Raw genomic sequence first — 24,356 nt, forward strand, 5'->3', positions numbered from 1 at the left:
TCAGACACGGCGGAGGCTGCGGGAGCCTCCGGCGGAGGTATTTTAGCCAGATGAAGGGCGGATCCGTGTAAAGATCCGCCGTTGAATTAACCGATGAAGTCCTTGTAGCCGGCCTCATCCATCAGATCTTCGAGCTGCGACGCGTCCGTGATCTTGATTTTGTAGATCCATGCATTGCCTTCTGGGTCTTCGTTCAGCGCGCCCGGATTGTCGGCCAGCGCCTCGTTCACTTCGATGATTTCACCATCAACCGGAGCATAAAGCTCGGACGCCGCCTTGACGGATTCGATCACGCCGATCTCGCCGTCCTTGGTGAATTCTTCGCCGACTTCCTGCTGTTCCACGAAGACCACATCGCCCAGCTGTTCCGCCGCGTGTTTGGTGATGCCCAAAGTGGCGGTGTCACCATCGACGTCAATCCACTCATGCTCTTCGGAATAATAGGTTGCCATTGGGTTTTTCTCCTGACTTCAACGCTTGTAATTCTGGGTAACGAAGGGCAGCGCCACGATCTGCGCCGGTTGCGGCTTGCCCCGAATGATCAAGTTGACCACCTCGCCCGGTTCGCCATGGCCTGCGGACACATAGCCCATTGCCACAGGGCCACCGACCGTGGGGCCGAACCCGCCAGAGGTTATCTGACCGATGGTGTTGCCTTCCGTGCACTGGATCTCAACACCCTGACGGGCGGGCGCGCGGCCTTCGGGTTTTATGCCGACCAGCTTGCGTGCGGGGCCTTCAGTTAGTTCTTTCTGGATGCGGTCGGCACCGGGAAAGCCGCCCTCTTCCTTGCGGCGCTTTTGGATCGCCCAGCCAAGGCTCGCCTCGATCGGCGAGGTCGTTTGGTCAATGTCATTGCCATAAAGGCACAGCCCAGCCTCCAGCCGCAGGCTGTCGCGCGCGCCAAGGCCCGCCGGTTCACAATCCTCATGCGCCAGAAAGGCGCGGGTGATATCGATGGCCTTGTCCTCGGGGATCGAGATCTCGTACCCGTCCTCACCGGTGTAACCCAGGCGCGAGATACGGCATTCAACGCCGTTGATATCCGCCACAGTGGTTTCCATGAATTTCAGATCCCGCGCCACAGGGCAGAGCGCGCCCACCACATCCTCGGCCTTTGGTCCCTGCACCGCAACCAGCGCACGGTCGAAAATCTCGATCACTTCGACGCCGTCCAGATGTTCGCGCATATGCGGAATGTCCTGATGACGCAGCGCCGCATTCACCACCACGAAGTAGTGATCCCCTGCATTCGACACGATCAGGTCATCCATGATCCCGCCTTCCGGGTTGGTAAAGAACCCGTACCGCGCCTTGCCGTCCTTCAGCGTAGCATAAGCCTGCGGGCAGAGCGTTTCCAGCTTCTCGCCCACATTCTCGCCGCGCAGGATCACCTGACCCATATGGCTAACATCGAACACCGCCGCCTTTTCGCGACATTGCTTGTGTTCCCCCATGATCCCCAGTGGATACTGAACCGGCATCTCCCAGCCCGCAAAATCAACCATCTTGCCGCCCAACTCAACGTGCAGATCATACAAAGGCGTGCGCTTAATCTCGGTCATGGGTGGTCGCTTTCCTAAGCCGTTGTCACAGACTGTCGCAAACGCCCCGTCCTGCAAAAAGGCGGTGTTCCGCCAGCTTCCCACTCCTTTGCTGTAAGTCAACAGAGTTAGACACGTGTTCCACGCCAGAGTGGGCCGCAGTACCTTCGGGAATGGTGTATACACCCGCATGCCACAGCTTGGTTTCCTATAGGAAACTTTTTTTCGTAGCGCAATAGAAAACCCCCCTGTCCCGCGTAAAAAACTGACCATGGGGAAAGCTTCGAACGGCCAAGATTTTGCAAACAGAATTCCAAACGCCTCTGGTCCTGGCCCACAACCTGCCCTAAGACTTTGCGGCAAGAGGGGCGACCATGTCACATATTACACTGGTGCGTCACGGGCAGGCCAACACCGCCGCGCGAGACGAGCAAAGCTATGACAAACTCAGCGATCTGGGTCATCAGCAAGCACGCTGGCTGGGCGGGCATCTGCAGGACACCCGCGCGCACTATCCCCGTGTCTACAGCGGCACGCTGACCCGGCATGTGGAAACAGCGGCGAGCATGGGCTTGCCGGAGCCGATCCGCGATCCGCGTCTGAACGAGGTCGAGTATTTCACCCTCGCGCAGCTTTTCGAACAACAGCACAACGTTATGGTTCCCACCGACCGTGAGGGGTTCGTCGAACACCTGCCCCGGACATTCACGGCATGGGCCAATGGCCAGATCGCGGATGCGCCCGAAACCTTTGCCGCGTTCGAGGCGCGCGTCGCAGACGCCTTGCACGATATCGGAACCGAAGGCGGGCCGGCGATTGTGGTGACCTCAGGCGCGCTGATTTCGATGGCAGTGCGCCAGGCGATGGGGCTGGACATTCCGGCGATGGCGCGGGTGGCGCTTGCCATCATGAACACGTCGATGCATCGTCTGCATCCGATTGGCAGCCAGTTGAGTCCGGTATTGTTCAACGCGGTGCCCCATCTGGAAGCGCCCGACCGGCACTACGCCCAAACTCACCTGTAAGGAGGCCCCAATGCAGCTTTATTACGCCTCCCGCACGATCTCGGTCGCCGTGGCCATCGCTTTGGAAGAGGCCGGGCTGGAGTATGAGGCGATCAAGCTGGACTTTGCCGGGGGTGAGCAGACCAAACCCGCCTATAAGCAGATCAACCCCAAGGGCCGCGTGCCCGCGCTGGTGGTGGATGGCGGCATTCTGACCGAAACAGGCGCGTTGCTGGATTATATCGCCACGATTGCGCCGCAGGCAGGGTTGGTGCCCTCGGACCCGATCATGGCCGCTCGGATGCGCGAGGTGATGTATTACCTTGCCTCGACCATGCATGTGAACCACGCCCACAAGATGCGCGGGGCGCGGTGGGCCGACAAGAAATCCAGCTGGAAAGACATGAAGGACAAGGTGGCGCAGACGATGACTGCGTCCTGTGACTATATCTGCTCAAACGGGCTGCGGGGTCCATTTGTGCTGGGGGATGAGGTCTCACTGGCGGACGCCTATCTGTATGTGGTTTGCAGCTGGCTGGAGGGCGACGGCGTTGACGTCGCAGCCTTTCCCAAGATTATCGCGTTTCGCGAAGCGATGGAGGCACGGGCCTCGGTTCAGGCCGTACGCGCCGCCGGAATGCTCTGAACATAAGGAACTGACATGACACATCTCTGGGTCCGGGCAGAACAGCGCCCGAACGAGGAACGGGTAGGGTTGACCCCCGAAGGTGCCGCCGCCCTGATCACCGCAGGCATCCGCGTGACGATCGAGGAAAGTTCCGTGCGCGCCATTCCGCTGCAGGGGTACAAAGACGCAGGGTGTGAGATCGCAGCCGAGAATGCGTGGCCCGAGGCCCCGCTGGATGCGATCATCTTTGGCCTCAAGGAACTGCCCGAGGACGGCACGCCCTTGCCGCATCGTCATATCATGTTCGGCCATGCCTATAAGGGGCAGCATTCCGGGCGCGCGTTATTGGAGCGGTTCAAGGCCGGCGGCGGCACGCTCTACGATCTGGAATATCTGGTTGCCGAAGACGGCCGCCGGGTCGCCGCCTTTGGTTATTGGGCCGGATACGCAGGCGCGGCGGTAACGCTGAAAACATGGGCTGCGCAGCAGCGCGGGCAGGAATGCCCTCCGGTCGGAGTGTACCAAAACAAAGATGCGCTGAACGCCGAACTGCTGGCCGAGCTGGATGCCACCGGCACCCGCCCCCGCGCAATCGTCATCGGCGCTTTGGGCCGCGTTGGCACAGGCGCGGCCGATATGTGCGAGGCGATGGGCGTCTCAGTGACCAAATGGGACATGGCCGAGACCGCCAGCGGCGGGCCTTTCCCCGAGATCCTTGACCATGATCTGTTCCTGAACTGCATCTTCGCGCGCCCCGGCACGCCGGTCTTTGTCCCGCGCGATACGCTGAACGCACCGCGCAACCTGACTGCCATCGGAGACGTGGCCTGCGACCCCGACAGCGATTACAACCCCGTGCCGGTCTATAATCGCGCCACCACATGGGACGCGCCCGCCCTGCGCGTGGCCAGTGATCCGGTGATGGACGTGATGGCCATCGACAACCTGCCGTCGATGCTGCCCGTCGAAAGCTCGGAAGACTACGCCGCGCAGCTGCTGCCCTCCCTGCTGAGCCTGACCGATCTGAACAGCGGCGTCTGGGGCCGGGCCGAAGCAACTTACAAAACCCATATTGAAGGGATCTGAGAGATGACGATTCACTGGTGTGGCACCGGCCTGTCGGCCATCCCCGGCCTGCGCCGCCTGATCAAGGGCGGTCACAAGGTCACCGTCTGGAACCGGACCATCGACAAGGCCAAGGCTGAGGTCGGAGACCTGACCGACGACATCCGCGCCTTTGACATCGACGCCTTGGGCGCGGTGCTGGTCAAGGGCGACGTGATAGTTTCTATGCTGCCGGGTGACTGGCACGTTCCGCTGGCGGAACTGGCGATCTCCAAAGAGGCGAATTTCGTTTCGTCGTCCTACATCGCCCCCGAAATGCGCGCGCTGGATGACAAAGCCCGCGAGGCCGGTGTGGCTCTGGTCAATGAGGTTGGGCTGGACCCGGGCATTGACCACCTGATGGCGCACGCCTTGGTGGCCGATTATCGCGCGTCCGACGCGTTCGATGCGCAAAACCACCTGAGCTTTATCTCCTATTGCGGTGGCATCCCGAAAAACCCCAACCCGTTCCGCTACAAGTTCAGCTGGTCGCCGCTGGGCGTTTTGAAAGCCCTGCGGTCGCCCTCAAAATCCATCCGGGACTACGCCCCGCTGGATGTGGCCCGCCCGTGGGACGCGATCACCAGCTATGTCGCGCCGCTGCCCACACCCGAAAGCTTTGAGGTTTACCCAAACCGCGACTCGATCCCCTTCATGGCCGAATACCAGTTCGAGGATCACTGGCCGGTCAAAGAATTCGTCCGCGGCACCCTGCGCCTGAACGGCTGGGCCGATGCGTGGTCGGATGTGTTCACCGAGATCGAGACCCTGTCCGGCCCCGAAGGCGACGCGCGTCTGAAAGAGATGTCGGACCAGTTCTGGGATGAGAACGCCTATGATGAAGGCGAGCCCGACCGCGTTGTTCTGTGCGTGGGCCTGAAAGCCGAGAAAGAAGGCGTCGAGACCTGGCACAAAACCTATGTCATGGATGCATGGGGTGACGCGCGAGGCACGGCGATGGCGCGTCTGGTCTCGATCCCGGTATCCTTGGCAGTTGAGGCAGTTCTGAACCGCGCGATCCCCGCCGGAGTGCATGCCGCCCCCAGCGATCCGAAACTGGTGCAAGCCTGGATGGCCGAAATCGACAAGCTGGCCCAACATCTGCAAGTGGTCGATCACCAGGCCTGACCACACCACAAACCTTCATGCGAATAAAAGCCGTTCTGAAACCCTCAGAGCGGCTTTTTTGGTTCTCTCGCGTCCTACATCATTGCCGGCAAGGGATGGGGCAGGCATCTCAGATATACCTTGCGATCATCTCGTCAATATCCGTGCGATTGATCCCCATCTCAGAAAGCTGACGATCACTCAGGCAGTTCAGTTCTTGCGCGGCTCGAACGATATCGGCACGGATAGCATGGATTTTCATTGCCCGGTCAAACAGCACCAAAGCGCTCGTGCTTGGGGTTGCGCCCGAGCAAGTATGTGTATCAAGCATCATATCCCTCCACCTTCAAATCCAGTTTCAACAATGCGACGCTTATTGCACGCGGTGGTCATACGGCATCTGGTGATAGACGCTTTGATACGCGCGCTGCTTGATCTCGCTCCGGGGGATGCCGATGTCCTCCAGCTGTTGATCGCTCAGCTTCTCCAAAACGCGGACTGTATTGCCATAGATTTTACGGCGAAATTGTTCGACGCGCGCTTCTGCATAGTTCGAAAACAAGCTAAAAAACAAACCCTTCCGAGGGCTGGCTGTCTGTGCGTAGTCCATCTTCTCCTCCTTTATCATTAAGGTGATGTTGCGGGGTACACAGTCGATAAAGGTTGGCCCGATTAACGAATGTCGGGCGGAGAGTTAAACTTTGTTAATGTCAGTAGCTCTGCTATTGAGGCGCAAAATCCTATGCAAACCCAGCGCGACGCGGACGTGACCGCAAATCAGCAATTCCACTGGGGAAGTTCGCGACGCGTCCGTCACCTCTTCGCAATCTAAACCCAAGGCACCGAAACCATGGTGATGGCTAAGTGAGCGCAGCAGTCCCCGCGAGCCTTAAAAAAGTGTCGCGCAAACCAAGAGATTGATCCGACCCGGACTTGCGCTCAAGCAAGAAACCCAGCCTTCTTTCGAAAGCTGGGCTTTGCAGTCTTGTGCCGGCAGGCACGCCGCATCTGACTTATTCGGCCGCAACGGATGGGCTGGCGTCGTCAGTTTCTCCGAACCCTTTAGGCACCGGAAGATCAGGCAGACCAGCAGCGCGTTTCTGCAGCGCCCGGCCGATCACAACCCGGCTGATCTCGGTCGTTCCGTCCACAATACGCAGCATCTGCGCCAGACGTGACAAGCGATCAAGCCCGTAGGGTTGCAGCAGGCCCATTCCACCAAGAACCTGTGTACAGGTATTGGCCGCCTTGACCGCCGCATCCGGCACGAACCGTTTGGCATGGGCTGCCATCAACGGGCCTTCGGGCGTTCCCAGCGCCTCTGCCGCTTTGCGGTACAGAAGCTTCGAGACTTCAAGCTCGGTCGCGACCTCACCCAGCATCCATTGAATTCCATCCAGCTGAAGGTTTGTGCCACCAAACATCTTGCGGTTTTTCGAATAGGATAGCGCGGTATCCAACGCCGCTTGCATCAGCCCGCAACACCCCGAAGCAATCGAAACCCGGGCTATATCGATCGCCATCAATGATCCCTGAAGTCCCTGACCAACCGGCAAAATGATGTTGTCTTCGCTGACAACAACCTTGTCGAGATACATTTCACCAATCGGGAGGAAACCGTAAGAGGGTGTGTCGTACAATGGCCCGAAGCTGACACCCGGTGCGTCAGCGGGAATCGCGATCATCGCCATGTCCGTGTGGCCTGGCGCGTCGCTTGTCTTGACGACAGTGAAATATACATCCGCCTCAGTCGCCAGGCTGACCCATGCCTTGGCGCCGCTGATCGTCCACGTACCGTCCCCGTTGATGGTCGCTCGGGTGTACATCTTCATGGGGTCAGACCCGGATTGAGGCTCGGTCAACGCGAAGTTCGCCAATTTGCGCCCCGAGGTCAGATCACGTGCCCATTTTTCCTTGAATGCATCGGTCCCGTAACCACATCCGGCGAAAGTGCAGATGTTATGCATGGACAATGCAAAAGCATAGGCGCCATCGCCAAGCCCCAGTTGTTCGTAGACCTGAATGCCTTTTGACATAGGAAGACCCTGACCGCCCCACTCCTCAGGAGCGTACAGGCCCGTCAACCCGACAGCACCCGCCTTGTCCGAGGCGTCACGAGGCCAGGCCCGCGCCGCGTTCCACGAATCCACGTTGGGTGCAATGACATCCTCGGCATGCTGGCGCGCGGCCTCAAGAATTGTGGCGAGTTTTTCTGACATGAGAAGTCCTTTCACAAGCAATATTGCCCGAAATCGTCAATCCACCGACCACCCCAGAAGCAAGAGAATTCGGCACACTGAACGTTTCATATATTTTTAAGGGTTCTATCCGCGCGTCAGGATGCTCGCCATCTCATGAGACGACAGACAATTGTCCAAAAGTGACAAAATTATCGAGATCCAATCGGCGAGCGCCTGTAGGCACTCGGAGCAGCCCCTGTCCATCTTTGGAACGCTTTGTGAAAGCTGGCCGACGACGAAAACCCAAGATCCTGAGCGATCGCCTCAACGCTTTTGCGCCCTGCCTGAAGGTGCCCAATAGCAATGTCCCGGCGCAGTGCGTCTTTGATCGCCTGAAAGGATGTGCCGTCTGATTCCAATCGGCGCATCAAGGTACGCGGTGTCATATTCATTGCTTTCGCAGCCGCCGACAGGTTCGCGTGATCCCACCCCGTTTTGGTTAGGAAACTGCGCACCCGCAGAGACTGGGTGTGTTCACTTGATCGCGTGAATATCCAATCTCTTGGCGCATTTTCCAGAAACAGGTCTAGGTCGCTCGTCTGGCGGGCATGAATCGGACCCAATACACTTGCGTCAAAAGAAATGAAGGAGGCCGGCTGGGCGAAATATACCGGCGCAGGAAAGATAACCGAATAATCCTCGTCAAAGACCGGACGGTCGAACGAAAACCCCACGGCTTTGACAGGCACTTCACCTCGGGCCAGCCAGGACATGAGGCCGTGGGCCAGCTTTAGGATCAACATATGACCAAACCGCTGGGCCTCGACCTCGTGCACAGGCATAAGCGCCAGTTCGACGGCTTGATCGGCCTCGGTCAATTTGAACTGATAGTCGTCCAGTAACAGGTTCCAGAAGGTTGAGAACCGATAGAGCGCCGATGACAATGACGTCGCTTCGCGAACAGACGTCAGCAAGTGCTGCAAAGCTCTGGGTCTAATCGGCCGCGACCAAAGACCCATCATCTCGTCTCCGGTTTCAACAGCCGCCAGCTGATACAGGTCGACAATCTGATCCAGCGTTACCCGGTCCTGACGTGTATCGCCCGCCGACGGCAGTTCGGACCGTTCCAATAACGACCCAAAATGTGAAACCGTGCAAAGTGGCTCCAACGCCGACAGCCAGTCGGCGATAAAGTCACTTGAAACCGTCGAAAACAGATTGGGTGATGTTTCGTTCATTCACGCTCTCTGCCACAGACGATCCAAGACCGCAAAATTCCAAGTGAGCGGCTTTCAGGGGTCAGCCATTCAAAAGCCCCGCGACCTCATCCGCAAGCGCGCGCACCTCTTCCGCAGCGGAACTGGCGCGCTTCGCCTCAAGCACACCCAGCCCTTGACCTAAAGCTTCCGCATATATCACCCTATTGGCCAATGAGGATTGAAACTGCGCCGCGCCAATCTCGCTAAGGGATTTCGCAACATCTTCACCGACGCGAGTGCCGGCCCGGGTTCGGTTCAAAACGATTTGCGTCGGCTTCCCGATACGGTCAGCCAGATCCAGAATATCATGAGTTGCCCAAACATCTGCCTGACTGGCCGAGACCGGCACCAACACAAGGTCAGACTCGCGCAGGACCCACCGCACGTCACTGTCGGCTTTGGGCGGCGTATCGACAAGCACGATATCAGCATCCCCGCCGACGCCACGAATTGCCCGTGAAATTCCATATGCGGTCGCCGTCGAAAACCGAAGGTCTGCGTTCTCGCCAAACGTTTCTTCGCGCACGTCCAGCCATTTTCCAAGACTTCCCTGCGGATCGGTATCCACAAGCGCGACGCTTTTCCCTTCTTGCAGGAAGGCGATTGCCAAGTTCGAGACAAGCGTCGTCTTCCCCGCCCCGCCCTTTTGCTGCGCCACACAGATAATACGACCACCCATAGATCAAGCCTCCAACAGCCATTCTGCACCGCAGAATAGCGTGTCAGACAGGGAAAGGCGATAGGAGCGTTTGGGGATCATGTCCGGCCAACAAGGCACCGTCAAAAATCAATGGCAACAACGAGTTTGTTACGGCGTTCGCCTCAGTCTGAGTTCGCTCCTGTTTGCATTCACAGTGCTTCCAGTTGTGATGGCACAAATAGAAACACCGCCCGAAGGCGGCGCTAGAGCTTTGCTATCTGTCTGGGATTATTGGTTGCGGGAGCAGGATTTGGCCTTCATCGAACAACCGTCCCTCGAAGAAAAGGAAAGTAGACTACGTCTCGAAACACAAACTGAGGCTCCGAGGCAACTCAAGTGTCGAAAGCCTCCAAGCGACCGACCAGCAACTGCTCTGCACAATAAAGTAATCCAGCATTCTAATAAATTCGAAACCGCAGGCCAGCTGCAGTCCAAGGGTTCTTTGGCTCAGCGGTCAATTCTCTCGATCTGATTTGGCTCACGGGCCAATCAAAAAGGAAGCCACACCGCTAACACTGGCTCAACGAATTACATGAACCGAGCACCTGGCGTGATGCACGACTCTGTTCGCAGTGGAACCTAAAAATATGTCCTCAAAACCAGGCTTGTGCGAAGCCAAGACGATGCAATCCGACTCGTTCTCATTTGCGAAGTCGACAATAGCCCTGCCCGCGTGCCCAGAGATAAGCCGAGCCTTCGCGCCCGGAATTTCAGAAGCAGTCTGATGCAGGTTTTCCAGGATTTCATGCCGCGTATTGGCAAGTACCTCGCTGGGAATCTGAGACCCTACATACGCCGGAATTGGTTCTTGGACGTGTATCACGGTGAATACAGTTTCCGCATCAGCCAATTGGCGCGCGGCTTCAAACGACGCTTGTGTATCGTGTTCTTGGTCCAGAGCAACCGGGATCAGGATGTTCTTGTACATTTGACCTCCTATCTACTGCTCCGATGATTTCAGTTTGGTTATTCGGCAGCACAAACCTTAAACAGGCTCGGACTTTGAAGATTTCCCCGCGCTCTTTGTAGCGGCTGCAACATCACCAACTGTTTTCTCAACAGCTGCAACTTCGGTTTCAGTGACATAAGATACACAACGGGACACGGTTTCGAACCATTCCTGCGCGTCAGCAACCAACCGCTCAGCCGAATGGCGCTGCCATTCCGTCATACTCTGAAGCGCTTTCGTTGGATCGGACGGGTTCGCAGAAGACACTTTGCGTGCAGCTTGTAGAGCCGTCCGAACCGCCTCGTGACGCCGTTCGAACCAATGCTGCGCAAAGGCCTCTGTTTCTTCGAGCAATTTTTCCTGCGCGTCCCAAAATTGTTCGATCTGGGCGCCGAAGGCCGGATTGCCAGACATGGGCGGCTGCATTTGCTTGAAAACATCCACAAGTGAGGTCGGGCTATTTGTGCTAGATTTCTTTGTCGGCATCGAAAATTCCTCCTCGTTTCCTGAATGAGCTATTGTGCCACCTGCTGCGCGCTTTCGCCTTAATACAGATCAATATCCCTATTTTTAGGATCTTCAGCTTAGGCAGCGACGGGACATTCGCATTCTCTCCGACACCGGTTCCTAGCAGGCAGTATTGGAGTTAGAGTAGTCTGGACAAGAACTTAACGCTTGGTTTTCTATGCACATTGCCGGCTTTTTGATTACCCTTGGCATCCTCTTCCTTGCCGGATTGGCGGCTGACCAACTTGGCCGGGCCACGCATCTTCCTCGTGTTACAACCTTACTTTTCCTCGGTCTGATCGCAGGGAACGCCGGAATTGGTTTGATCCCACTAGAAGTTGCAATGTGGTTCGACGAGATTTCCATTGTGGCTTTGACGATGGTCGCGTTTCTTCTTGGAGGTTCTTTGACCCGCGAGAACCTGGTTCGGCATGGTCGAGCCATCCTTACGATTTCTATTTCAATCGTGGTTGCAACCCTTGCTATTGTGTCTGCTGGACTGACCGCCATTGGCGTGCCCTTCGGGTTGGCGTTGGTGCTGGCGGCAATTGCTACGGCTACAGCTCCGGCCGCCATGACAGACGTGATCAATCAATCTGGAGTGTCCAACAGCTTCACCGAGACATTAAAGGGCGTCGTCGCAATTGATGACGCTTGGGGTCTGATCGTTTTCAGCATCGCCTTAGTTCTGGCCGGTCATTCGGATGGTTGGGCCACAGTCACGACCACAGCGATGTGGGATTTCGGAGGGGCTATTTTGTTGGGTGCCGCACTAGGCGTGCCATCCGCTTACCTGACCGGCCGCTTGAAACCGGGAGAGCCGATGCAGGCAGAAGCAGTGGGTATAGTCTTTCTGACAGCGGGCCTCGCGCTTTGGCTGGAAGTTTCATTCTTGGTAGCAGGCATGGTTGCGGGCGCAGCTATCGGGAATCTTGCCCGCCATCATGACCGTGCTTTTCATGAGATCGAGCACATTCAGTGGCCATTCATGATCCTGTTCTTCCTGTTGGCGGGTGCCACGTTGGATATCGAAGCCTTCGGCTTGATGGGCTGGGCTGGTGCACTTTTCCTGATCTTGCGCGCCGTGGCCCGTCTTGTCGGAGGGTATTGCGGAGCGAGACTGGGCGGCCTGCCTCGCCATCAGACCCGCTGGTACGGCCCCGCTTTGTTGCCACAGGCTGGTGTTGCGGTCGGAATGGCTCTTGTCGCCGGAGAGCAATTTCCGAATTGGGCCGCGTCCATCATGGCCTTTACTATTGCCAGCACTGTGGCCTTCGAAGTGTTGGGGCCGCCACTGACTCTCATGTCAATCAGACGCACGGCTGATACAGATTAGCAGATTGACCCGTGGCTATTCAGCCTGAATCGATTCCAAAAAGGCGAGCAAATTCGCCAACGGCAAGCCTACCATCATTCGTTGCCCACCAGGCAAAGCCACCGCGATTTGTTGGTCTGTCTCAAACACCGCACCAAAGATTGGCATTTCGCCCCCATGGGCGAGCAATTGCGAACGGCCGTCAATCTGTTCAGCTATACGATCTATCGGAAACACACCGTCGTTTTCGCCTGCCAATTTGGTGAGGTCAGGTGTTCGAATAGCAAGCATTTCCGCCATTGGCCCGTCTCCGGTTGCTTCGAAACCGTGACATTGCCAGCAATACGTCCGGTACAAATCTCGTCCCTCATCGACGCTGACCTCCTGCGCTAGTACGGGCCCCGTGACGAACAGTGCCAGTAAAATCCCGCGAACAATCTGCATACGCTCCTCCAATTAGCTGCACCGGATGCAAATCTTATTAATGCGCATCCTTAAGAAACTTCTTTGACCTCGCTCATGTTGCACCCTTCAGCACGAAGATTGGCGTTTAGGTCGAATAGCGCTTGAGCAAGTGCCGAATCTAATCCAGGTCAGCCTCCAACTACGCCACGCCGTCAGTGACCTCACCACCCTTGCGCCCAGACGGCACTCCTTCCAATGCGTTCATGTGCCAGCGAATTCGCCAGAGGTGATAAGACACACGATGCAACCATCTGAGGGCATCCAAGCGAGCCCAGACCACTTCATCCGGCAGACTGTCAGTCGCAGCGTCGGAGATGAGCAAGTCTCTGCGAAGTTTCCTCTGTCGCCGCATAAAACGGCGAAGACGGTTCAGCGTGCTTTCACACTGCACTGGATTGTCGATCTCTAAATAGCCGTCAGTCGCTGTAATCAACACCGAAGCAAGCCGTTTCAAACGCCGGTCTTTTGGTAACTCGCTTATCCGATCATCTTGGCTACACCGGTAAAGCAGCCGGTCAAGATGGTCGAGGACATGGTACATACCCTTGATGCTGGATATCTCTGCGTCGGACCTGCTGGGCAGTTCAATCTTGTCTAGGTACGAGCGCGCTTCCGATACAGCAGTCTCAATGCTGTCCCGCCCATAGTCGGGTCCGCTTGGCTGAGATGCCCCGATACATGACCGAAGGTGCGCCACTTCGGTCCTTACAATTTGTTCGACTGCGGCTTTTGCTGCATCCACCGCTATTTCCGGCATCCCGAGGACGAGAGGATCCAGAGGTCTCGTTAAGTCAGCCCCTTCGTCGGGTACGAGCGCCTCGACAAATCTGGCGAAAGGTTTCGCGAACGGCAAGATCAGCGCCACGCCTATCGCGTTGAAGAAACTATGGAACGCGACAAGCGCAGTGAGAGAGTTTCCAGCCCCCGTCGCGCTTACAAAGACCGCAGTAAACGGCCCCAGCAGAAAAAATGCCATTGCCCCTGTCATCACGTTGTAGATCACATGAGCAAAACCGGTGCGGCGCGCCATCGTGCCCCCGCCCAAGGTGGCCAGAACAGCGGTGAAAGTTGTCCCCACGTCCATTCCAATGACCAGAGCCGCTGCTTGGGGGAAGTTCACGGCACCGGCGCTCAACGCAGCCAATGCCGTTGCAACACCAGCACTCGAAGACTGCGTCACCATGGTGATAACGACACCGATCAATACAAGCTTCAGCCTGCCCAGCAGCGTATCAGGTGGAAAATCGGCAGGGGTAACTACGCCGCGAAAGGCGTCAAGCCCGGATTTGAGTTGCTCGATCCCAATGAAAATCAAGCTGAATCCGGCCAACGCCAGCCCAAAGCCGGCAACCGCTTTCCTTCCCGAAAGCGCCAGCAAAGCCCCAACAAAAACAACGGGCAACATCACTTGCCCCAAATCCAGCTTGAACCCCAAAAGCGCGACAAGCCAACCTGTCATCGTCGTTCCGATATTGGCCCCAAAGATGATCCCAAGCGCTTGGGGAAACGTGAGCAGACCAGACGCGACAAATCCAACGGCCGCAACGGTGGTCGCACTGGAAGACTGGATTGCAGCTGTCGTGACCGCGCCCGTTACCGCCCCGGTAAAAGGTGTCGATGTGAATCGGCCCAAAATATCTCGCAGTTGCGCCCCTGCCAAAGCCTTCAAACCGTCCGTCATCAACAGCATGCCGATAAGGAATAGGCCGATGCCACCCAGGGCTGGTAACAGGTTCCAGAGCATCACGAATTGCCTTCCACCCTAAATCTCACACCACCTAACATGTTTGCTTTGCCTTTAAGTCCGACGACAAACGATAGTTGGTTTGCGTTCAGCCTCGCAGACCAGAAGCCGCGAGTTGATTGACATAGATCAAAGCACCAATACGATTTACATAGTGAAATTCGAATGTTTCAACATTCTCTACGTTCACCCTCCTGTCCCCAAGTAAACACAAAGGTGAACGGAATTTTGAAGGAGTGGAGGTTCCACCCACGGGGGCTCGGCAGGAGTGATGGCGAGCCCCCCAGTTAGTTGATTGGCGCCCAATGCGCCCAGACGTTGAGACATAAGGCATTCGGTGTGGCTTGGACCATAGGACTAAGCCGCTGCGCCAATCGAGACAAAAAGAGAAGGACGCTACTGACGACGTTCGGAATGGGCAGTTGGCGGAAATCACTTATGAACTCTGTTGATCCAAATGAACAGAAACTCAGACGAGCCCTTACTACCCCATTGCTCACGCTTTATGGCCTTGGGGTAACGGTCGGCGCGGGCATTTACGTTTTGGTCGGTGCAACAGCAGACATTGCCGGACCTTTTGCGGCGTTGTCGTTTGTTGTAGCCGCCCTCGTCGTATCACTCACCGCGCTTTCCTATGCAGAACTCGCAACTCGATTTCCTGTGAGCGCAGGTGAAGCGGCCTATGTTGAAGCGGGATTTCAGAAAAGATGGATGGCGGTTTTCGTTGGGCTTGCGGTGGCAGCCTCGGGCGTTATCTCCGCCTCAGCCGTTGCAATTGGCGCAGCATCATACCTTCATGCTTTGACCGGTTTTGCGATCCCTGTTTTGACCATCAGCGTCGTTTTGATCATGGGTCTAATCGCGCTTTGGGGGATCACTGAGTCGGTCTTTGTTGCGGCTGTCATCACGATCATCGAGATCGCAGGTCTTCTCTTTGTGATTGGCTGGGGCATGTCGATCCAGGATCCGCAGGGATACGAGATCAGTTCGATGCTTCCGCCGCTGGAACTCGACGCTTGGAGAGGCATTTTCGCGGCATCACTTCTCGCCTTCTTTGCATTTGTTGGCTTCGAGGACATGGCCAATGTCGCGGAAGAGGTGAAAGACCCAGTGCACACCATCCCAAAAGCGATTTTGCTAACGCTCGTTCTGGCAACCGTGTTGTATCTGGGAACTTCAATGACGGTCCTACTTGTTGTTCCGATTGATGTTCTTTCGACGTCCGCAGCACCCCTCGCGCTTGTGTTTTCAAACGCCCCTGAGATGATTAAACAGGGCTTTTCCGCGGTCGCGATTGTAGCGACGGTCAATGGAGTACTGATCCAGATGATTATGGCCTCGCGGGTGATCTATGGACTAGCTGACCGTGACCATCTGCCGAAGGTTCTGGCGATTGTCCCGAAAGCAACGCAGACACCAGTAGTTGCTACTTTGCTGGTCGTGGTGATCATCGTTCTGCTGACCCAAACTATACCGATTGGTACTTTGGCAGAGCGCACATCCCAGATCGTTCTGGGCGTCTTTGTGCTCGTCAACATTTCGCTGATCCTGTTGAAGATGCAGCCGGATGAGGCCACCAAGCACTTCCGCGTTCCTTTTGTGGTACCGATCCTTGGGGTGATCACCAGTGCATTGCTTTTCGGATCTGGATTTCTCTAACTAAATACAACGACCCAAAGGCTTCCAAGAGCTACCACAGCATATGACGACTGACCAAACTTCCATAGGATCAAAACTCTCAGGCTGGTGGCATAGAACATTTGTGGATCTGATTCAGCAGCTGCGATGGTCCTATTTGCCGCCATTGATGGTCTATTTCGCGGCCGGCGTGTCCGGCCTGACCTCGGTCGTCGGCGCTTTTTTCCTAAAAGACTATCTCGATTTATCCGCCTCTTTCGTTGCAGGACTCGCGTTTTGGGCTGGTATCCCGTGGATACTCAAAATGCCGCTTGGTCATGTCGTGGACCTGTTTTGGCGCTGGAAGTCCCTGCTGATCCTGTTTGGCGCATCCCTGATCACGTTGTCTTTGCTCACAATGTACGGTCTCGTGACCGCGCCTGCCGTGATGTCCAATTTCATGCCACTGGAAGACTGGTATGTCCTAGCCCTGCTGCTGGCGCCTTCAGGCTATGCCATTCAAGACGTTGTTGCGGACGCCATGACGGTCGAAGCGGTCCCCAGGGTTAACCAGCACGGCCTTCCGTTTACGCCTGAAGAAACCCGTGCACAGCACACGACAATGCAAACCTTGGGCAGAGTTTCGATCATTTCCGGGTTTGCGGCGGTTGCGGCTGTGAACATCTGGATTTTCTCTGGAACTGAAGATCTGCAAAAATCGGAACGTCTTGCGCTTTATGGCCAAGTGTACCTGATAGCTCTGGCCATCCCGGTGTTGTCCGTCAGTGGAGTGGTTCTTCACAGCTTTTTCCAGCGTCAACTTATCAAGCGCGGCCACTCGTCTCACACACCGGATGAAGTCACCGAAGTCAAATGGTCCATATTACTGGGCGGCCTGGCATTCGTTGTGCTTAGCATCGTGTTGGGAACCGCCGATTTCGAGTTTGCGCAAGAAACAGTCTTTGCGGTTTCTCTAACGGTGATCCTGTACCTCATGTCGCGTCTGCTGAAAGAGCTGGAACCGGCCCAAGCCATGGCCTTGATCGGGACAGCGACAATCATTTTTGTATTCCGTGCCGTTCCTCTGCCGGGGCCAGGCCTGACTTGGTTTGAAATCGATGAACTTGGGTTCGATGAACAGTTCCTGGCAATCCTGGCACTATTAACTTCGCTGCTGGCGTTGTTGGGGTTAATCGTTCTCCGGCCATTTATGGCCAATCGCTCTATTGCGCATGTGGTGGTATTGTTAACGATCGCCGCGGGCGTTCTCGCCATGCCCAACCTCGCCTTATATTACGGCGTGCATGAATGGACGGCAGCGCGTACCGGCGGAGTTGTCGATGCAAGGTTCATTGCCATTCTTGATACAGCTGTTGAATCGCCGCTTGGGCAGATTGCCATGGTCCCGATGTTGGCTTGGATTGCACGCAATGCCCCTGTTCAGTTGAAAGCGACCTTCTTTGCGGTGATGGCATCGTTTACCAACATGGCATTGTCGGCCAGCAGCCTCAGCACCAAATACCTCAACCAAACATTCGTTGTGACTCGCGCTGTCACAAATCCAGAAACCGGTGCGGTCACGTCGACCGCAGACTACAGTCAACTTGGATACCTGCTGATCTGCGTGGCCATGATCTCAGTGATCGTTCCACTCGCTACTGTATTCTTCGTACAAAACTCACGCTTCCGAACGAGCGAATGATTACTGGCTTTCCACCTCTCCCAGCAGAACTCTGAGATGTGAGACCGGGACGCCGATGTTTGAACCACCGAACTCGGGCAGGATCGCAGCATTGATGGCAACGACCTGACCACGCCGATTCAATACTGGTCCTCCGCTCCCACCGGTCGTGGTCTCAGCGTCATAAACGATGGCGCTCTCACTTGTCCGCGCAACGATCCCCCGGCTTGCTAGCGGATGAATCTTGCTTTGTGTGGAAAGCCGGGACGCTATCGACCAAAAGTTCAACGTTCCGTCAGCCTCCAATCCCTTTAAAAAGCCCGGACCAGCCTGCGCGATCAATGCTTTCAAACCCGTTGGGTATCCCAACAGATAAAGCTCTTCACCTACGCGCGACTTGGTATCCGCCAAAGGAATTCCAAGGTCCTGAACGCGGCTTGGCTCAACTTCCAAAATCGCCAAGTCTGCCGCTTCGCTGAACCGAAGCAGCCGCGCCTCTATTGGTTCCGTCTGATCAGGCAAATAGGCCAGCAGCTTCAACATCTCTGGCTCAAGACCAGCGTCGCTCAGCGCTTTTTCTCGGTTCCCCGAGGTCCAGGGCAAAGCGACATGGCGGTTGGTCGCCATCAACGGGACCCCAGCGATCAAAAACCCCGTTCCGGTGAATTGAAACTCTGCGGGTTCGCCGGTCCCGTCCGGTTCGATCCAAGGCTGACCAAACGGGGTTTTCAGGTTTTCTCCGTTCGGTCCCAAAACGTGCCGTAGTATCTTCCCGCTTTCCACGTGGCGCAATCCATAAGCTCCCTGAAGGAAAGCGACAGATCGAGTGGAGGCAGCTATCACTCGCGTGGGTGCCCCCGCGCGTTGCTCCAAGGTTCCAAGACGCCGCTCGGTCGACAGAACCTGGTTCTCAAAAGCGTCACGCAACGAAACCAAGTCATCAGGCGTAAGTGCATCTTCTCGCGTCTGGGCAAGCATAACCGCGACCGCTTCGATCTTGCGGGACTCCTGTTCGATACTATCCGCCAAGCGCCGGTCGTTTTGGTAAAGCAGGTACCCAAACCCCGCGATCACAAGAAGCGTTGCAAGAACCGTGATCCTGAACAGTATCGTGGTTTGAGAGGCAAGCCGCCGCCCACTATCGCGCAAGGCACCAGACATCTTTTTGGCGAAGGGTCGACGGCTCGTTCGGGTGTAAGCATATGCGTCGCTGAGGATATCTTCGACTGTGTGGTGTGCGGGAAATGAGTGATCGCACAACCTGTATCGAGACATGGGGCCCTTTTCGCCGAACTCGATCATGTCACCATGCCTAAGAGACGCCGCAGAGGCTTTTTGCCCGTTTACCCATACATTGCGCCCAACCGATGCGGCTATTGTGTAACCGTCGTCAGCCCACTGTAGTGTGGCAATATCGTTGTCATGGGGAGGCAGGTCATCTTTAGGTCGAATGCTTAACACCCTGCCATCACCAACAGAGACAGTCAGGGCATTGTCGACAAGCCAGTTCACGTTTCCGCGCGATGGACCTGTAAGGCTCTCCAAAAAGGCCCGCACCTCACCTTCACCACCATTCACTGAGGGTGTCATGTCGCTCACTTCTGGTTTGCGCATTGTGGCCCCCTATCCAAACGCGTGAGGGCATTCTATCACGCCGCAACACCAAACCCATGGTTTGACGCGAATGTACAAAAAAGCAGATTTAAACAAGCACCTGCGATGCCTACCCGGATTCAACCAAAAACAACTATCAGACCGCAGTTCGAAGAAGGCCGATCCATGATCGGCCCTCTGCTTTGGCATTTGCAAGCACCGTATCGCGCCAACAGTCTGTCTATTTCGACGATACCTTGATCTTACGGCTTGGATCCTGAGGTTCAGTCTTCGGCATTTGAATACGCAAAACGCCCTTGTCGAATGTTGCTGAAACCTTGTCGACTTCCACAGTATCTGGCAGCGACATGGCTCTGGAAAAGCTGCCATAGCTTCTTTCGCTGACACGCAGATCGCCCGTTTCGTCATGCGCAATCTTCTTCTGACCGCGCAGGATTAGCCTGCGATCCTTGATTTCAATTTCTACATCATCCTCTTCGAGCCCCGGCAATTCAGCCGTAAGGACTATCGCAGAATCCGTCTCTTGGACATCGATTGCCGGAGAAATCGCGCCTGTCATATCAAGAGACGGAAAACCCGTGCGTTGCGCAGCCGTTTCCATAGGTAGGAAAGGTGATCCTCCCCCAAAAAACCGCGACATCAGGGTTTCCATTTCACGTCGAAAATTGTCGGAGAGCGGATGCGTTCCAGTGAAAAGTTGCGGGGACTTTTTGTCTTCTAGCATTTTTTGAGCCTCCTCCTTTGGTCGGATTTCGCGCGCGCAACATTATGACAGGAAACGCGGTCAATGACCTTGATCTTGCGCAAGCATGCAGCCTCAGCTTCAGCCAGATCGCACGTACCGACCGGACGAACAGAAATGGGAACCGTCGGCAAACACTCTTGCCCTGTCATGCTGCAATTCAGACCAATCTCAGCAGTCTTGATCGGAGTCCCATGTCAGCTTAGCGTTTATTCTGAATGAGCCCGGGTTGCCTACCTTTAGAAATTTGGAGCAAAGCCGTATGAAATGGCCTTATCTGGCGCTGATCTACGTTTTGCTGATCTTGGCCCCCTTGGGTTTTTCTTGGTCTCTGGGATGGCAACCACGATCATTTCATCAAGAGCTCGCGTCCGGGCTTGGAATGCTTGCTTTTTCAATAATACTAGTTGAGTTCTTGCTGTCTGGGCGGTTCAGATTCATCTCTTCCGGTCTGGGTATGGATGTGACTATGCGGGTGCATCAGATGATGGCGCGTACAGCGCTTGGCTTTGCGCTAATACACCCGCTGCTGTACCAGGGTACGCCATCTGGCGGACGCCGCCCGTGGGATGAAACAAACCAACTTACGATTTCGACCGACTTTTCTACGCTAGTATCGGGCATCGGCGCATATTTTTTACTGTTCATTCTGGTTGCCTCGGCAATTGCCCGTAAATCCCTTGATTACAAGTACGAGACATGGCGCCTATTGCACGGGCTGGGAGCCTTGGTGATTGCCTGCCTGCTGTTGCACCACACAGTCTATGCCGGGCGCTACGGCGGACATCCGCTAATGACGTTTCTCTGGCTTGCCCTGACCACTATTGCAGTAGGGACTTTACTGTATGTCTATCTCGTTTGCCCTTTGCGTCAGAGGAAAAGGCCGTGGCGCGTTGCTTCTCTATGTCGACTAACACCAAAGCAATGGGAGTTGCGGCTCAAGCCCGATGGTCACACCGGACTAACTTTCGAAGCAGGGCAGTTTGCTTGGCTAAATGTCGGCCACAGTGCTTTCTCGCTGCACGAGAACCCATTCTCGATTAGTTCGGCACCAGCCGAAGGCCCCGAAGTGTCCTTTGTGATAAAGGAACTTGGGGATTTCACATGCGGTCTCGGACAGATCGCTCCGCAAACCCCGGTCTATCTGGATGCCCCACACGGAAATTTGTCGATCAGCCACCGTCCTGAGAAAGGCATTGTTCTGATCGCAGGAGGTGTGGGTATCGCGCCGATGTTGAGCATTACGCGTCAAGTAAGGTTGAGCGGAACACAACGCGATCTCAAGCTTATCTATGGCAACCGGGTGGAGGAGCAGATTGTTTATCCTCGGGAGTTGTCCAAAGAAGAAACAGTATTTGTTCTATCCGAACCGCCCAAGGATTGGCGCGGCGAAACTGGTTTGATCGACGGTCCCCTGTTGGACCGCAATTTGTCATCTGAACAATTTGAGAGCTGGCTTTTTGTTCTCTGCGGCCCCCCGGCCATGATGGACGCCGTCGAAGATCATCTGATCGCTCGGGGCACCGCGTCACACCGGATTTTGTCTGAAAGGTTTGACTATGACTAGACTGCTCAGAAATCTGCCCGCAAGCCAACAAGTGAAGGTCACGGTGTGGTGCATCAGTTTTGTAATCCTCGTCGCTGTTTTGGCCTTTTCCTTAAGGTAGCAAAACAAACCATCGGGCCATAGCCAGCTTCAAAAATTGTCAGCCCAGAAAAGCCGACTTGCTTCGAGATGTAGGTCGTTGCGATCTTCCTTAAAAACATGCTTTGCGTGGACAGCAAAAGCGAACCACAACTCTCGCGATACGCTCCCAAGTAACGCCTTTGATGGAGATCAAGGGCAAACCAAGCCACTTATTCATAATCAGCAATCTATTCAGACCGATTTATGGGAGGATCGGAATGATCGTACTCATCGCCTTCGCTACAGTCGAAGGCCAGACAGCAAAGATTGCGCGCTTCATCAGCAGTGTCGCGAAGAATGCCGGATTCAACGCAAAGCTTATCAATACCGATGAAATGTCCAGCCACATATCACTTGACGATGTGGTCAAGGTTGTTCTTCTGGCCCCTGTCCACGAGCGTAGGCATCCCGAGTCATTCGAGGCTTTTGTCGCTTCAAATAGAAATGCCCTAATGGAACGAAAGTCTCTCGTGCTTTCCGTCGGTCTAAAAGCTGCTTTCGCGTCAGGTCGAGAAGAAGCGCAAGACTATCTCAACGAAATGCTAATGCGAACAGGTTTTGAACCAGATGCAACAGCGTTGGTCGCAGGCGCAGTGAGGCCCGAAAGCTACGGATATTTTGAGAGGGAGATCCTAAAGCACGTTGTCTTGCTGGGTCGAAAAATCGATCCACGAGATGGTGCACGGGAGTTTACTGATTGGGACGAATTAACGTCTACTGTGGTAGATTTTCTTGGTGGAAACGGCCGGGCCAATCAGCATTAATCTCAAACGATATCCTAACAACAGCTGGCTACTCTCGTATTTACCAGAAAATCACAGTCGCCGGTTCGCTTCATTAGTGTCCTAATAGCACTGGCAACCCTGTCTGCTCCAACATTGCTTGCGTCGTTCCCCCAAAGACTGACTCGCGCAGATGGGAATGCCCATACGCGCCCATAACAACGAGATCGGCTCCCAATTCTGTTGCGCTATCCTGAATGCAGCGTTCGATCGAGGCCTCACCACACGGAAACTGCGACACGGTCACTTTGCAACCGTGATGACGGAGCCATCCAGCAACGTCAGTTCCGGGTTCTTCGCCTTCTACGTCATCAGACGACCGCAAATCGAAACACCCAACCACAACTTCCTTGGCCGCCAGAAAAAAAGGTAAAGCTAAATGCGCAGCCCTAGACGCAGGCAGGCTATCATTCCATGCTAAGAAAATGCAGTCGCGTTGGGCAAACGGATCTCCATTTATCATCATGGCGACTGGCGAATGGAACAATACTCCGTACGCGACCTTATGAAACAAATCGGGATCTTTTCGCAACTCAGCGTCAAGAAAGGCGATATCACAGCATTTGGCTCGGCCTGCCACAAGATGCTGTAAGTCAGTTCCAGATCCAATAAAGGCGTTTACATTTGCCGATACACCCTGCGCGGCCAGAAGCGCTTCAACTTCGGTGGCGCGGGACTTCAAGGCGGCATTTTTTTCGTCTAGAACATCCAACCAGTTTGAAGGGAGACCCGCCTCAACGAACCTGTTTGATCCATAGTTTAGATAAGGCAGGTTGGGTAAAGCCGCAATCAATACACAAATCAAGTGGCCGTTTTGGATGCGGGCAGTTTTAGCGCATTCCAAAATCGACGCGTCGTCAGCATCAACTCCTACATAATATGCCACTGTTCTGTGTCGCATTCCCGACCTCCGTCCGGAATTTCACTTCGCCCCAGCGCCGTGCGCACTGATTAAACCAACAAATAGATTTTGTTGTCAGTCGCTCTATTTATTTCGGCAGCATGAAGAACTCTTCCAGCAAAATCTTGCCGTCTGCCACCGAATACAAAGCGATCTCGCGCAGCGAAATGCGCTCACCCGTAGATTTCTGAATCACTTCAGCCCTGAAACGCACTCCAAAGCGGTTGGGTGGGTGGACGTAGGGACCATCCACGTCGAGTTCCTGGATTTCGTGCGATGCCAACCAATCCTCTCTTTTTCCCTTGATGGCTTCTCGCCCCTTTGAAACGCGGAATTGTCGAGCCGGAGGCACGACTGCCTCTATCGACTGTGCGTTTTCGGCATACATTTCATCGACACTTCCAATGCCCCTGCGCTCACGCATGGCCTGGACGAAGGATCTACCGATTTCAACTAACTCTTCCATGAATCCCCCCTGAGTTATCATTGATTGTACCACTTCTTGCCCGCTCAAATCTTGACAAGGATCAATGAGCATAGCGGGAGACGCAATGAGGTCGAATCGTGCTCAACTCTGCTCAGCAAGAATTAACAAACTTAATACCGCGCCACATTCGCATCAATCTGCAAGAAAGGCGGACAGGGTCAGCGCGCTAGTGTCGCCTTTTCTATGGCGTGTAGACCGAACTGGAAGGGGCACTTTCAGCGATGATTGGGTTGGCCCAGAACGAACAAAGCCGCCCTGAGGCGGCTTGTTCGAGACTCTGTTGGCTAGAGATTGGTTGCGGGAGCAGGATTTGAACCTGCGACCTTCAGGTTATGAGCC

At 55.2% G+C, this 24,356-nt stretch carries 24 protein-coding genes; 9 read left to right on the forward strand and 15 right to left on the reverse strand.

Annotated elements, in window-relative coordinates:
* Positions 1–86 precede the first annotated feature (86 nt).
* Together gcvH and gcvT are read right to left on the reverse strand one after the other, a co-directional pair.
* Entirely contained in the window at positions 87–452 is a 366-nt protein-coding gene (gene gcvH, locus AC2TAD_RS06250) for a glycine cleavage system protein GcvH (protein ID WP_480866602.1), read from the reverse strand.
* Positions 453–470: 18 nt separating this feature from the next.
* Positions 471–1,565, reverse strand: coding sequence for a glycine cleavage system aminomethyltransferase GcvT (gene gcvT / locus AC2TAD_RS06255; protein WP_353394221.1), 1,095 nt, complete (start codon positions 1,563–1,565; stop codon positions 471–473).
* A 353-nt stretch (positions 1,566–1,918) separates the two neighbouring features.
* Here gcvT and AC2TAD_RS06260 point away from each other — a divergent pair, with 353 nt between their 5' ends.
* From AC2TAD_RS06260 to AC2TAD_RS06275, 4 genes are read left to right on the forward strand one after another with little or no spacing between them, the layout of a single operon-like run.
* Positions 1,919–2,569, forward strand: coding sequence for a histidine phosphatase family protein (locus AC2TAD_RS06260; RefSeq protein WP_480866604.1), 651 nt, complete (start codon positions 1,919–1,921; stop codon positions 2,567–2,569).
* Between the two features lie 10 nt (positions 2,570–2,579).
* The gene (locus tag AC2TAD_RS06265; RefSeq protein WP_480866605.1) at positions 2,580–3,194 is read left to right on the forward strand and encodes a glutathione S-transferase family protein; all 615 of its coding nucleotides are present in this window, start codon (positions 2,580–2,582) and stop codon (positions 3,192–3,194) included.
* A 15-nt stretch (positions 3,195–3,209) separates the two neighbouring features.
* Entirely contained in the window at positions 3,210–4,262 is a 1,053-nt protein-coding gene (locus tag AC2TAD_RS06270) for a saccharopine dehydrogenase (protein WP_480866606.1), read from the forward strand.
* Positions 4,263–4,265: 3 nt separating this feature from the next.
* The gene (locus tag AC2TAD_RS06275) at positions 4,266–5,408 is read left to right on the forward strand and encodes a saccharopine dehydrogenase family protein (protein WP_480866607.1); all 1,143 of its coding nucleotides are present in this window, start codon (positions 4,266–4,268) and stop codon (positions 5,406–5,408) included.
* Between the two features lie 109 nt (positions 5,409–5,517).
* Here AC2TAD_RS06275 and AC2TAD_RS06280 read toward each other — a convergent pair whose 3' ends face one another.
* The 7 genes from AC2TAD_RS06280 to AC2TAD_RS06310 all read right to left on the reverse strand — a co-directional run bounded on the left by AC2TAD_RS06280 (position 5,518) and on the right by AC2TAD_RS06310 (position 10,961).
* A complete protein-coding gene (locus AC2TAD_RS06280) occupies positions 5,518–5,721 on the reverse strand; it encodes a DUF1127 domain-containing protein (RefSeq protein ID WP_170625461.1) in 204 nt (67 codons plus the stop codon).
* A gap of 39 nt (positions 5,722–5,760) precedes the next feature.
* On the reverse strand, positions 5,761–5,997 hold the full coding sequence (locus AC2TAD_RS06285) for a DUF1127 domain-containing protein (protein ID WP_170355492.1): 237 nt from the start codon (positions 5,995–5,997) through the stop codon (positions 5,761–5,763).
* A gap of 403 nt (positions 5,998–6,400) precedes the next feature.
* Positions 6,401–7,606: an acyl-CoA dehydrogenase family protein gene (locus AC2TAD_RS06290; protein WP_170355493.1), complete on the reverse strand. Its 1,206-nt coding sequence runs from the start codon at positions 7,604–7,606 to the stop codon at positions 6,401–6,403.
* Positions 7,607–7,776: 170 nt separating this feature from the next.
* Entirely contained in the window at positions 7,777–8,805 is a 1,029-nt protein-coding gene (locus tag AC2TAD_RS06295; RefSeq protein WP_480866609.1) for an AraC family transcriptional regulator, read from the reverse strand.
* Between the two features lie 61 nt (positions 8,806–8,866).
* A complete protein-coding gene (parA, locus tag AC2TAD_RS06300) occupies positions 8,867–9,505 on the reverse strand; it encodes a ParA family partition ATPase (protein WP_170355495.1) in 639 nt (212 codons plus the stop codon).
* A gap of 541 nt (positions 9,506–10,046) precedes the next feature.
* The gene (locus tag AC2TAD_RS06305; RefSeq protein WP_480866611.1) at positions 10,047–10,454 is read right to left on the reverse strand and encodes a universal stress protein; all 408 of its coding nucleotides are present in this window, start codon (positions 10,452–10,454) and stop codon (positions 10,047–10,049) included.
* Between the two features lie 57 nt (positions 10,455–10,511).
* Positions 10,512–10,961 (reverse strand): phasin family protein, encoded by a 450-nt coding sequence (locus AC2TAD_RS06310; RefSeq protein WP_480866613.1) that lies wholly within the window; start codon positions 10,959–10,961, stop codon positions 10,512–10,514.
* A gap of 199 nt (positions 10,962–11,160) precedes the next feature.
* Between AC2TAD_RS06310 and AC2TAD_RS06315 the strand changes: the two genes are divergently transcribed.
* Positions 11,161–12,318: a cation:proton antiporter gene (locus AC2TAD_RS06315; protein ID WP_480866615.1), complete on the forward strand. Its 1,158-nt coding sequence runs from the start codon at positions 11,161–11,163 to the stop codon at positions 12,316–12,318.
* Positions 12,319–12,333: 15 nt separating this feature from the next.
* Here AC2TAD_RS06315 and AC2TAD_RS06320 read toward each other — a convergent pair whose 3' ends face one another.
* Both AC2TAD_RS06320 and AC2TAD_RS06325 read right to left on the reverse strand, forming a co-directional pair.
* Positions 12,334–12,741, reverse strand: coding sequence for a c-type cytochrome (locus tag AC2TAD_RS06320; protein ID WP_480866616.1), 408 nt, complete (start codon positions 12,739–12,741; stop codon positions 12,334–12,336).
* Positions 12,742–12,901: 160 nt separating this feature from the next.
* The gene (locus AC2TAD_RS06325) at positions 12,902–14,506 is read right to left on the reverse strand and encodes a Na/Pi cotransporter family protein (protein WP_480866618.1); all 1,605 of its coding nucleotides are present in this window, start codon (positions 14,504–14,506) and stop codon (positions 12,902–12,904) included.
* A 438-nt stretch (positions 14,507–14,944) separates the two neighbouring features.
* Here AC2TAD_RS06325 and AC2TAD_RS06330 point away from each other — a divergent pair, with 438 nt between their 5' ends.
* Entirely contained in the window at positions 14,945–16,165 is a 1,221-nt protein-coding gene (locus AC2TAD_RS06330; protein WP_480866619.1) for an APC family permease, read from the forward strand.
* 43 nt (positions 16,166–16,208) lie between these two features.
* Positions 16,209–17,825, forward strand: a complete 1,617-nt coding sequence (locus AC2TAD_RS06335; RefSeq protein ID WP_480866620.1) for an MFS transporter — start codon at positions 16,209–16,211, stop codon at positions 17,823–17,825.
* Here AC2TAD_RS06335 and AC2TAD_RS06340 read toward each other — a convergent pair whose 3' ends face one another.
* Both AC2TAD_RS06340 and AC2TAD_RS06345 read right to left on the reverse strand, forming a co-directional pair.
* Positions 17,826–19,418, reverse strand: a complete 1,593-nt coding sequence (locus AC2TAD_RS06340) for a trypsin-like peptidase domain-containing protein (RefSeq protein WP_480866621.1) — start codon at positions 19,416–19,418, stop codon at positions 17,826–17,828.
* Positions 19,419–19,638: 220 nt separating this feature from the next.
* Positions 19,639–20,142, reverse strand: coding sequence for an Hsp20/alpha crystallin family protein (locus tag AC2TAD_RS06345; protein ID WP_480866623.1), 504 nt, complete (start codon positions 20,140–20,142; stop codon positions 19,639–19,641).
* 280 nt (positions 20,143–20,422) lie between these two features.
* Between AC2TAD_RS06345 and AC2TAD_RS06350 the strand changes: the two genes are divergently transcribed.
* Positions 20,423–21,727, forward strand: a complete 1,305-nt coding sequence (locus AC2TAD_RS06350; protein WP_480866624.1) for a ferredoxin reductase family protein — start codon at positions 20,423–20,425, stop codon at positions 21,725–21,727.
* 338 nt (positions 21,728–22,065) lie between these two features.
* Positions 22,066–22,611 carry a flavodoxin domain-containing protein gene (locus tag AC2TAD_RS06355; RefSeq protein WP_170754762.1) on the forward strand — a complete coding sequence of 182 codons (546 nt, stop codon included), beginning with the start codon at positions 22,066–22,068 and terminating at the stop codon, positions 22,609–22,611.
* Positions 22,612–22,684: 73 nt separating this feature from the next.
* Here AC2TAD_RS06355 and AC2TAD_RS06360 read toward each other — a convergent pair whose 3' ends face one another.
* Both AC2TAD_RS06360 and AC2TAD_RS06365 read right to left on the reverse strand, forming a co-directional pair.
* Positions 22,685–23,530, reverse strand: coding sequence for a universal stress protein (locus AC2TAD_RS06360; RefSeq protein ID WP_480866626.1), 846 nt, complete (start codon positions 23,528–23,530; stop codon positions 22,685–22,687).
* 88 nt (positions 23,531–23,618) lie between these two features.
* On the reverse strand, positions 23,619–23,996 hold the full coding sequence (locus tag AC2TAD_RS06365) for a SnoaL-like domain-containing protein (RefSeq protein ID WP_480866628.1): 378 nt from the start codon (positions 23,994–23,996) through the stop codon (positions 23,619–23,621).
* Positions 23,997–24,356: the final 360 nt, after the last annotated feature.

Source organism: Ruegeria sp. HKCCD7628, from assembly GCF_057221005.1.

Excerpts from the sequence above, each read along its gene's own strand:
- AC2TAD_RS06360 (WP_480866626.1), bottom strand. The coding sequence starts at position 23,530 with ATGCGACACAGAACAGTGGCATATTATGTAGGAGTTGATGCTGACGAC.
- AC2TAD_RS06345 (WP_480866623.1), bottom strand. The coding sequence starts at position 20,142 with ATGCTAGAAGACAAAAAGTCCCCGCAACTTTTCACTGGAACGCATCCG.
- gcvT (WP_353394221.1), bottom strand. The coding sequence starts at position 1,565 with ATGACCGAGATTAAGCGCACGCCTTTGTATGATCTGCACGTTGAGTTG.
- AC2TAD_RS06320 (WP_480866616.1), bottom strand. The coding sequence starts at position 12,741 with ATGCAGATTGTTCGCGGGATTTTACTGGCACTGTTCGTCACGGGGCCC.
- AC2TAD_RS06310 (WP_480866613.1), bottom strand. The coding sequence starts at position 10,961 with ATGCCGACAAAGAAATCTAGCACAAATAGCCCGACCTCACTTGTGGAT.
- gcvH (WP_480866602.1), bottom strand. The coding sequence starts at position 452 with ATGGCAACCTATTATTCCGAAGAGCATGAGTGGATTGACGTCGATGGT.
- AC2TAD_RS06275 (WP_480866607.1), top strand. The coding sequence starts at position 4,266 with ATGACGATTCACTGGTGTGGCACCGGCCTGTCGGCCATCCCCGGCCTG.
- parA (WP_170355495.1), bottom strand. The coding sequence starts at position 9,505 with ATGGGTGGTCGTATTATCTGTGTGGCGCAGCAAAAGGGCGGGGCGGGG.
- AC2TAD_RS06335 (WP_480866620.1), top strand. The coding sequence starts at position 16,209 with ATGACGACTGACCAAACTTCCATAGGATCAAAACTCTCAGGCTGGTGG.
- AC2TAD_RS06305 (WP_480866611.1), bottom strand. The coding sequence starts at position 10,454 with ATGTACAAGAACATCCTGATCCCGGTTGCTCTGGACCAAGAACACGAT.
- AC2TAD_RS06265 (WP_480866605.1), top strand. The coding sequence starts at position 2,580 with ATGCAGCTTTATTACGCCTCCCGCACGATCTCGGTCGCCGTGGCCATC.
- AC2TAD_RS06315 (WP_480866615.1), top strand. The coding sequence starts at position 11,161 with ATGCACATTGCCGGCTTTTTGATTACCCTTGGCATCCTCTTCCTTGCC.
- AC2TAD_RS06270 (WP_480866606.1), top strand. The coding sequence starts at position 3,210 with ATGACACATCTCTGGGTCCGGGCAGAACAGCGCCCGAACGAGGAACGG.
- AC2TAD_RS06325 (WP_480866618.1), bottom strand. The coding sequence starts at position 14,506 with ATGCTCTGGAACCTGTTACCAGCCCTGGGTGGCATCGGCCTATTCCTT.
- AC2TAD_RS06280 (WP_170625461.1), bottom strand. The coding sequence starts at position 5,721 with ATGATGCTTGATACACATACTTGCTCGGGCGCAACCCCAAGCACGAGC.
- AC2TAD_RS06295 (WP_480866609.1), bottom strand. The coding sequence starts at position 8,805 with ATGAACGAAACATCACCCAATCTGTTTTCGACGGTTTCAAGTGACTTT.
- AC2TAD_RS06330 (WP_480866619.1), top strand. The coding sequence starts at position 14,945 with ATGAACTCTGTTGATCCAAATGAACAGAAACTCAGACGAGCCCTTACT.
- AC2TAD_RS06355 (WP_170754762.1), top strand. The coding sequence starts at position 22,066 with ATGATCGTACTCATCGCCTTCGCTACAGTCGAAGGCCAGACAGCAAAG.
- AC2TAD_RS06260 (WP_480866604.1), top strand. The coding sequence starts at position 1,919 with ATGTCACATATTACACTGGTGCGTCACGGGCAGGCCAACACCGCCGCG.
- AC2TAD_RS06285 (WP_170355492.1), bottom strand. The coding sequence starts at position 5,997 with ATGGACTACGCACAGACAGCCAGCCCTCGGAAGGGTTTGTTTTTTAGC.
- AC2TAD_RS06365 (WP_480866628.1), bottom strand. The coding sequence starts at position 23,996 with ATGGAAGAGTTAGTTGAAATCGGTAGATCCTTCGTCCAGGCCATGCGT.
- AC2TAD_RS06340 (WP_480866621.1), bottom strand. The coding sequence starts at position 19,418 with ATGCGCAAACCAGAAGTGAGCGACATGACACCCTCAGTGAATGGTGGT.
- AC2TAD_RS06290 (WP_170355493.1), bottom strand. The coding sequence starts at position 7,606 with ATGTCAGAAAAACTCGCCACAATTCTTGAGGCCGCGCGCCAGCATGCC.
- AC2TAD_RS06350 (WP_480866624.1), top strand. The coding sequence starts at position 20,423 with ATGAAATGGCCTTATCTGGCGCTGATCTACGTTTTGCTGATCTTGGCC.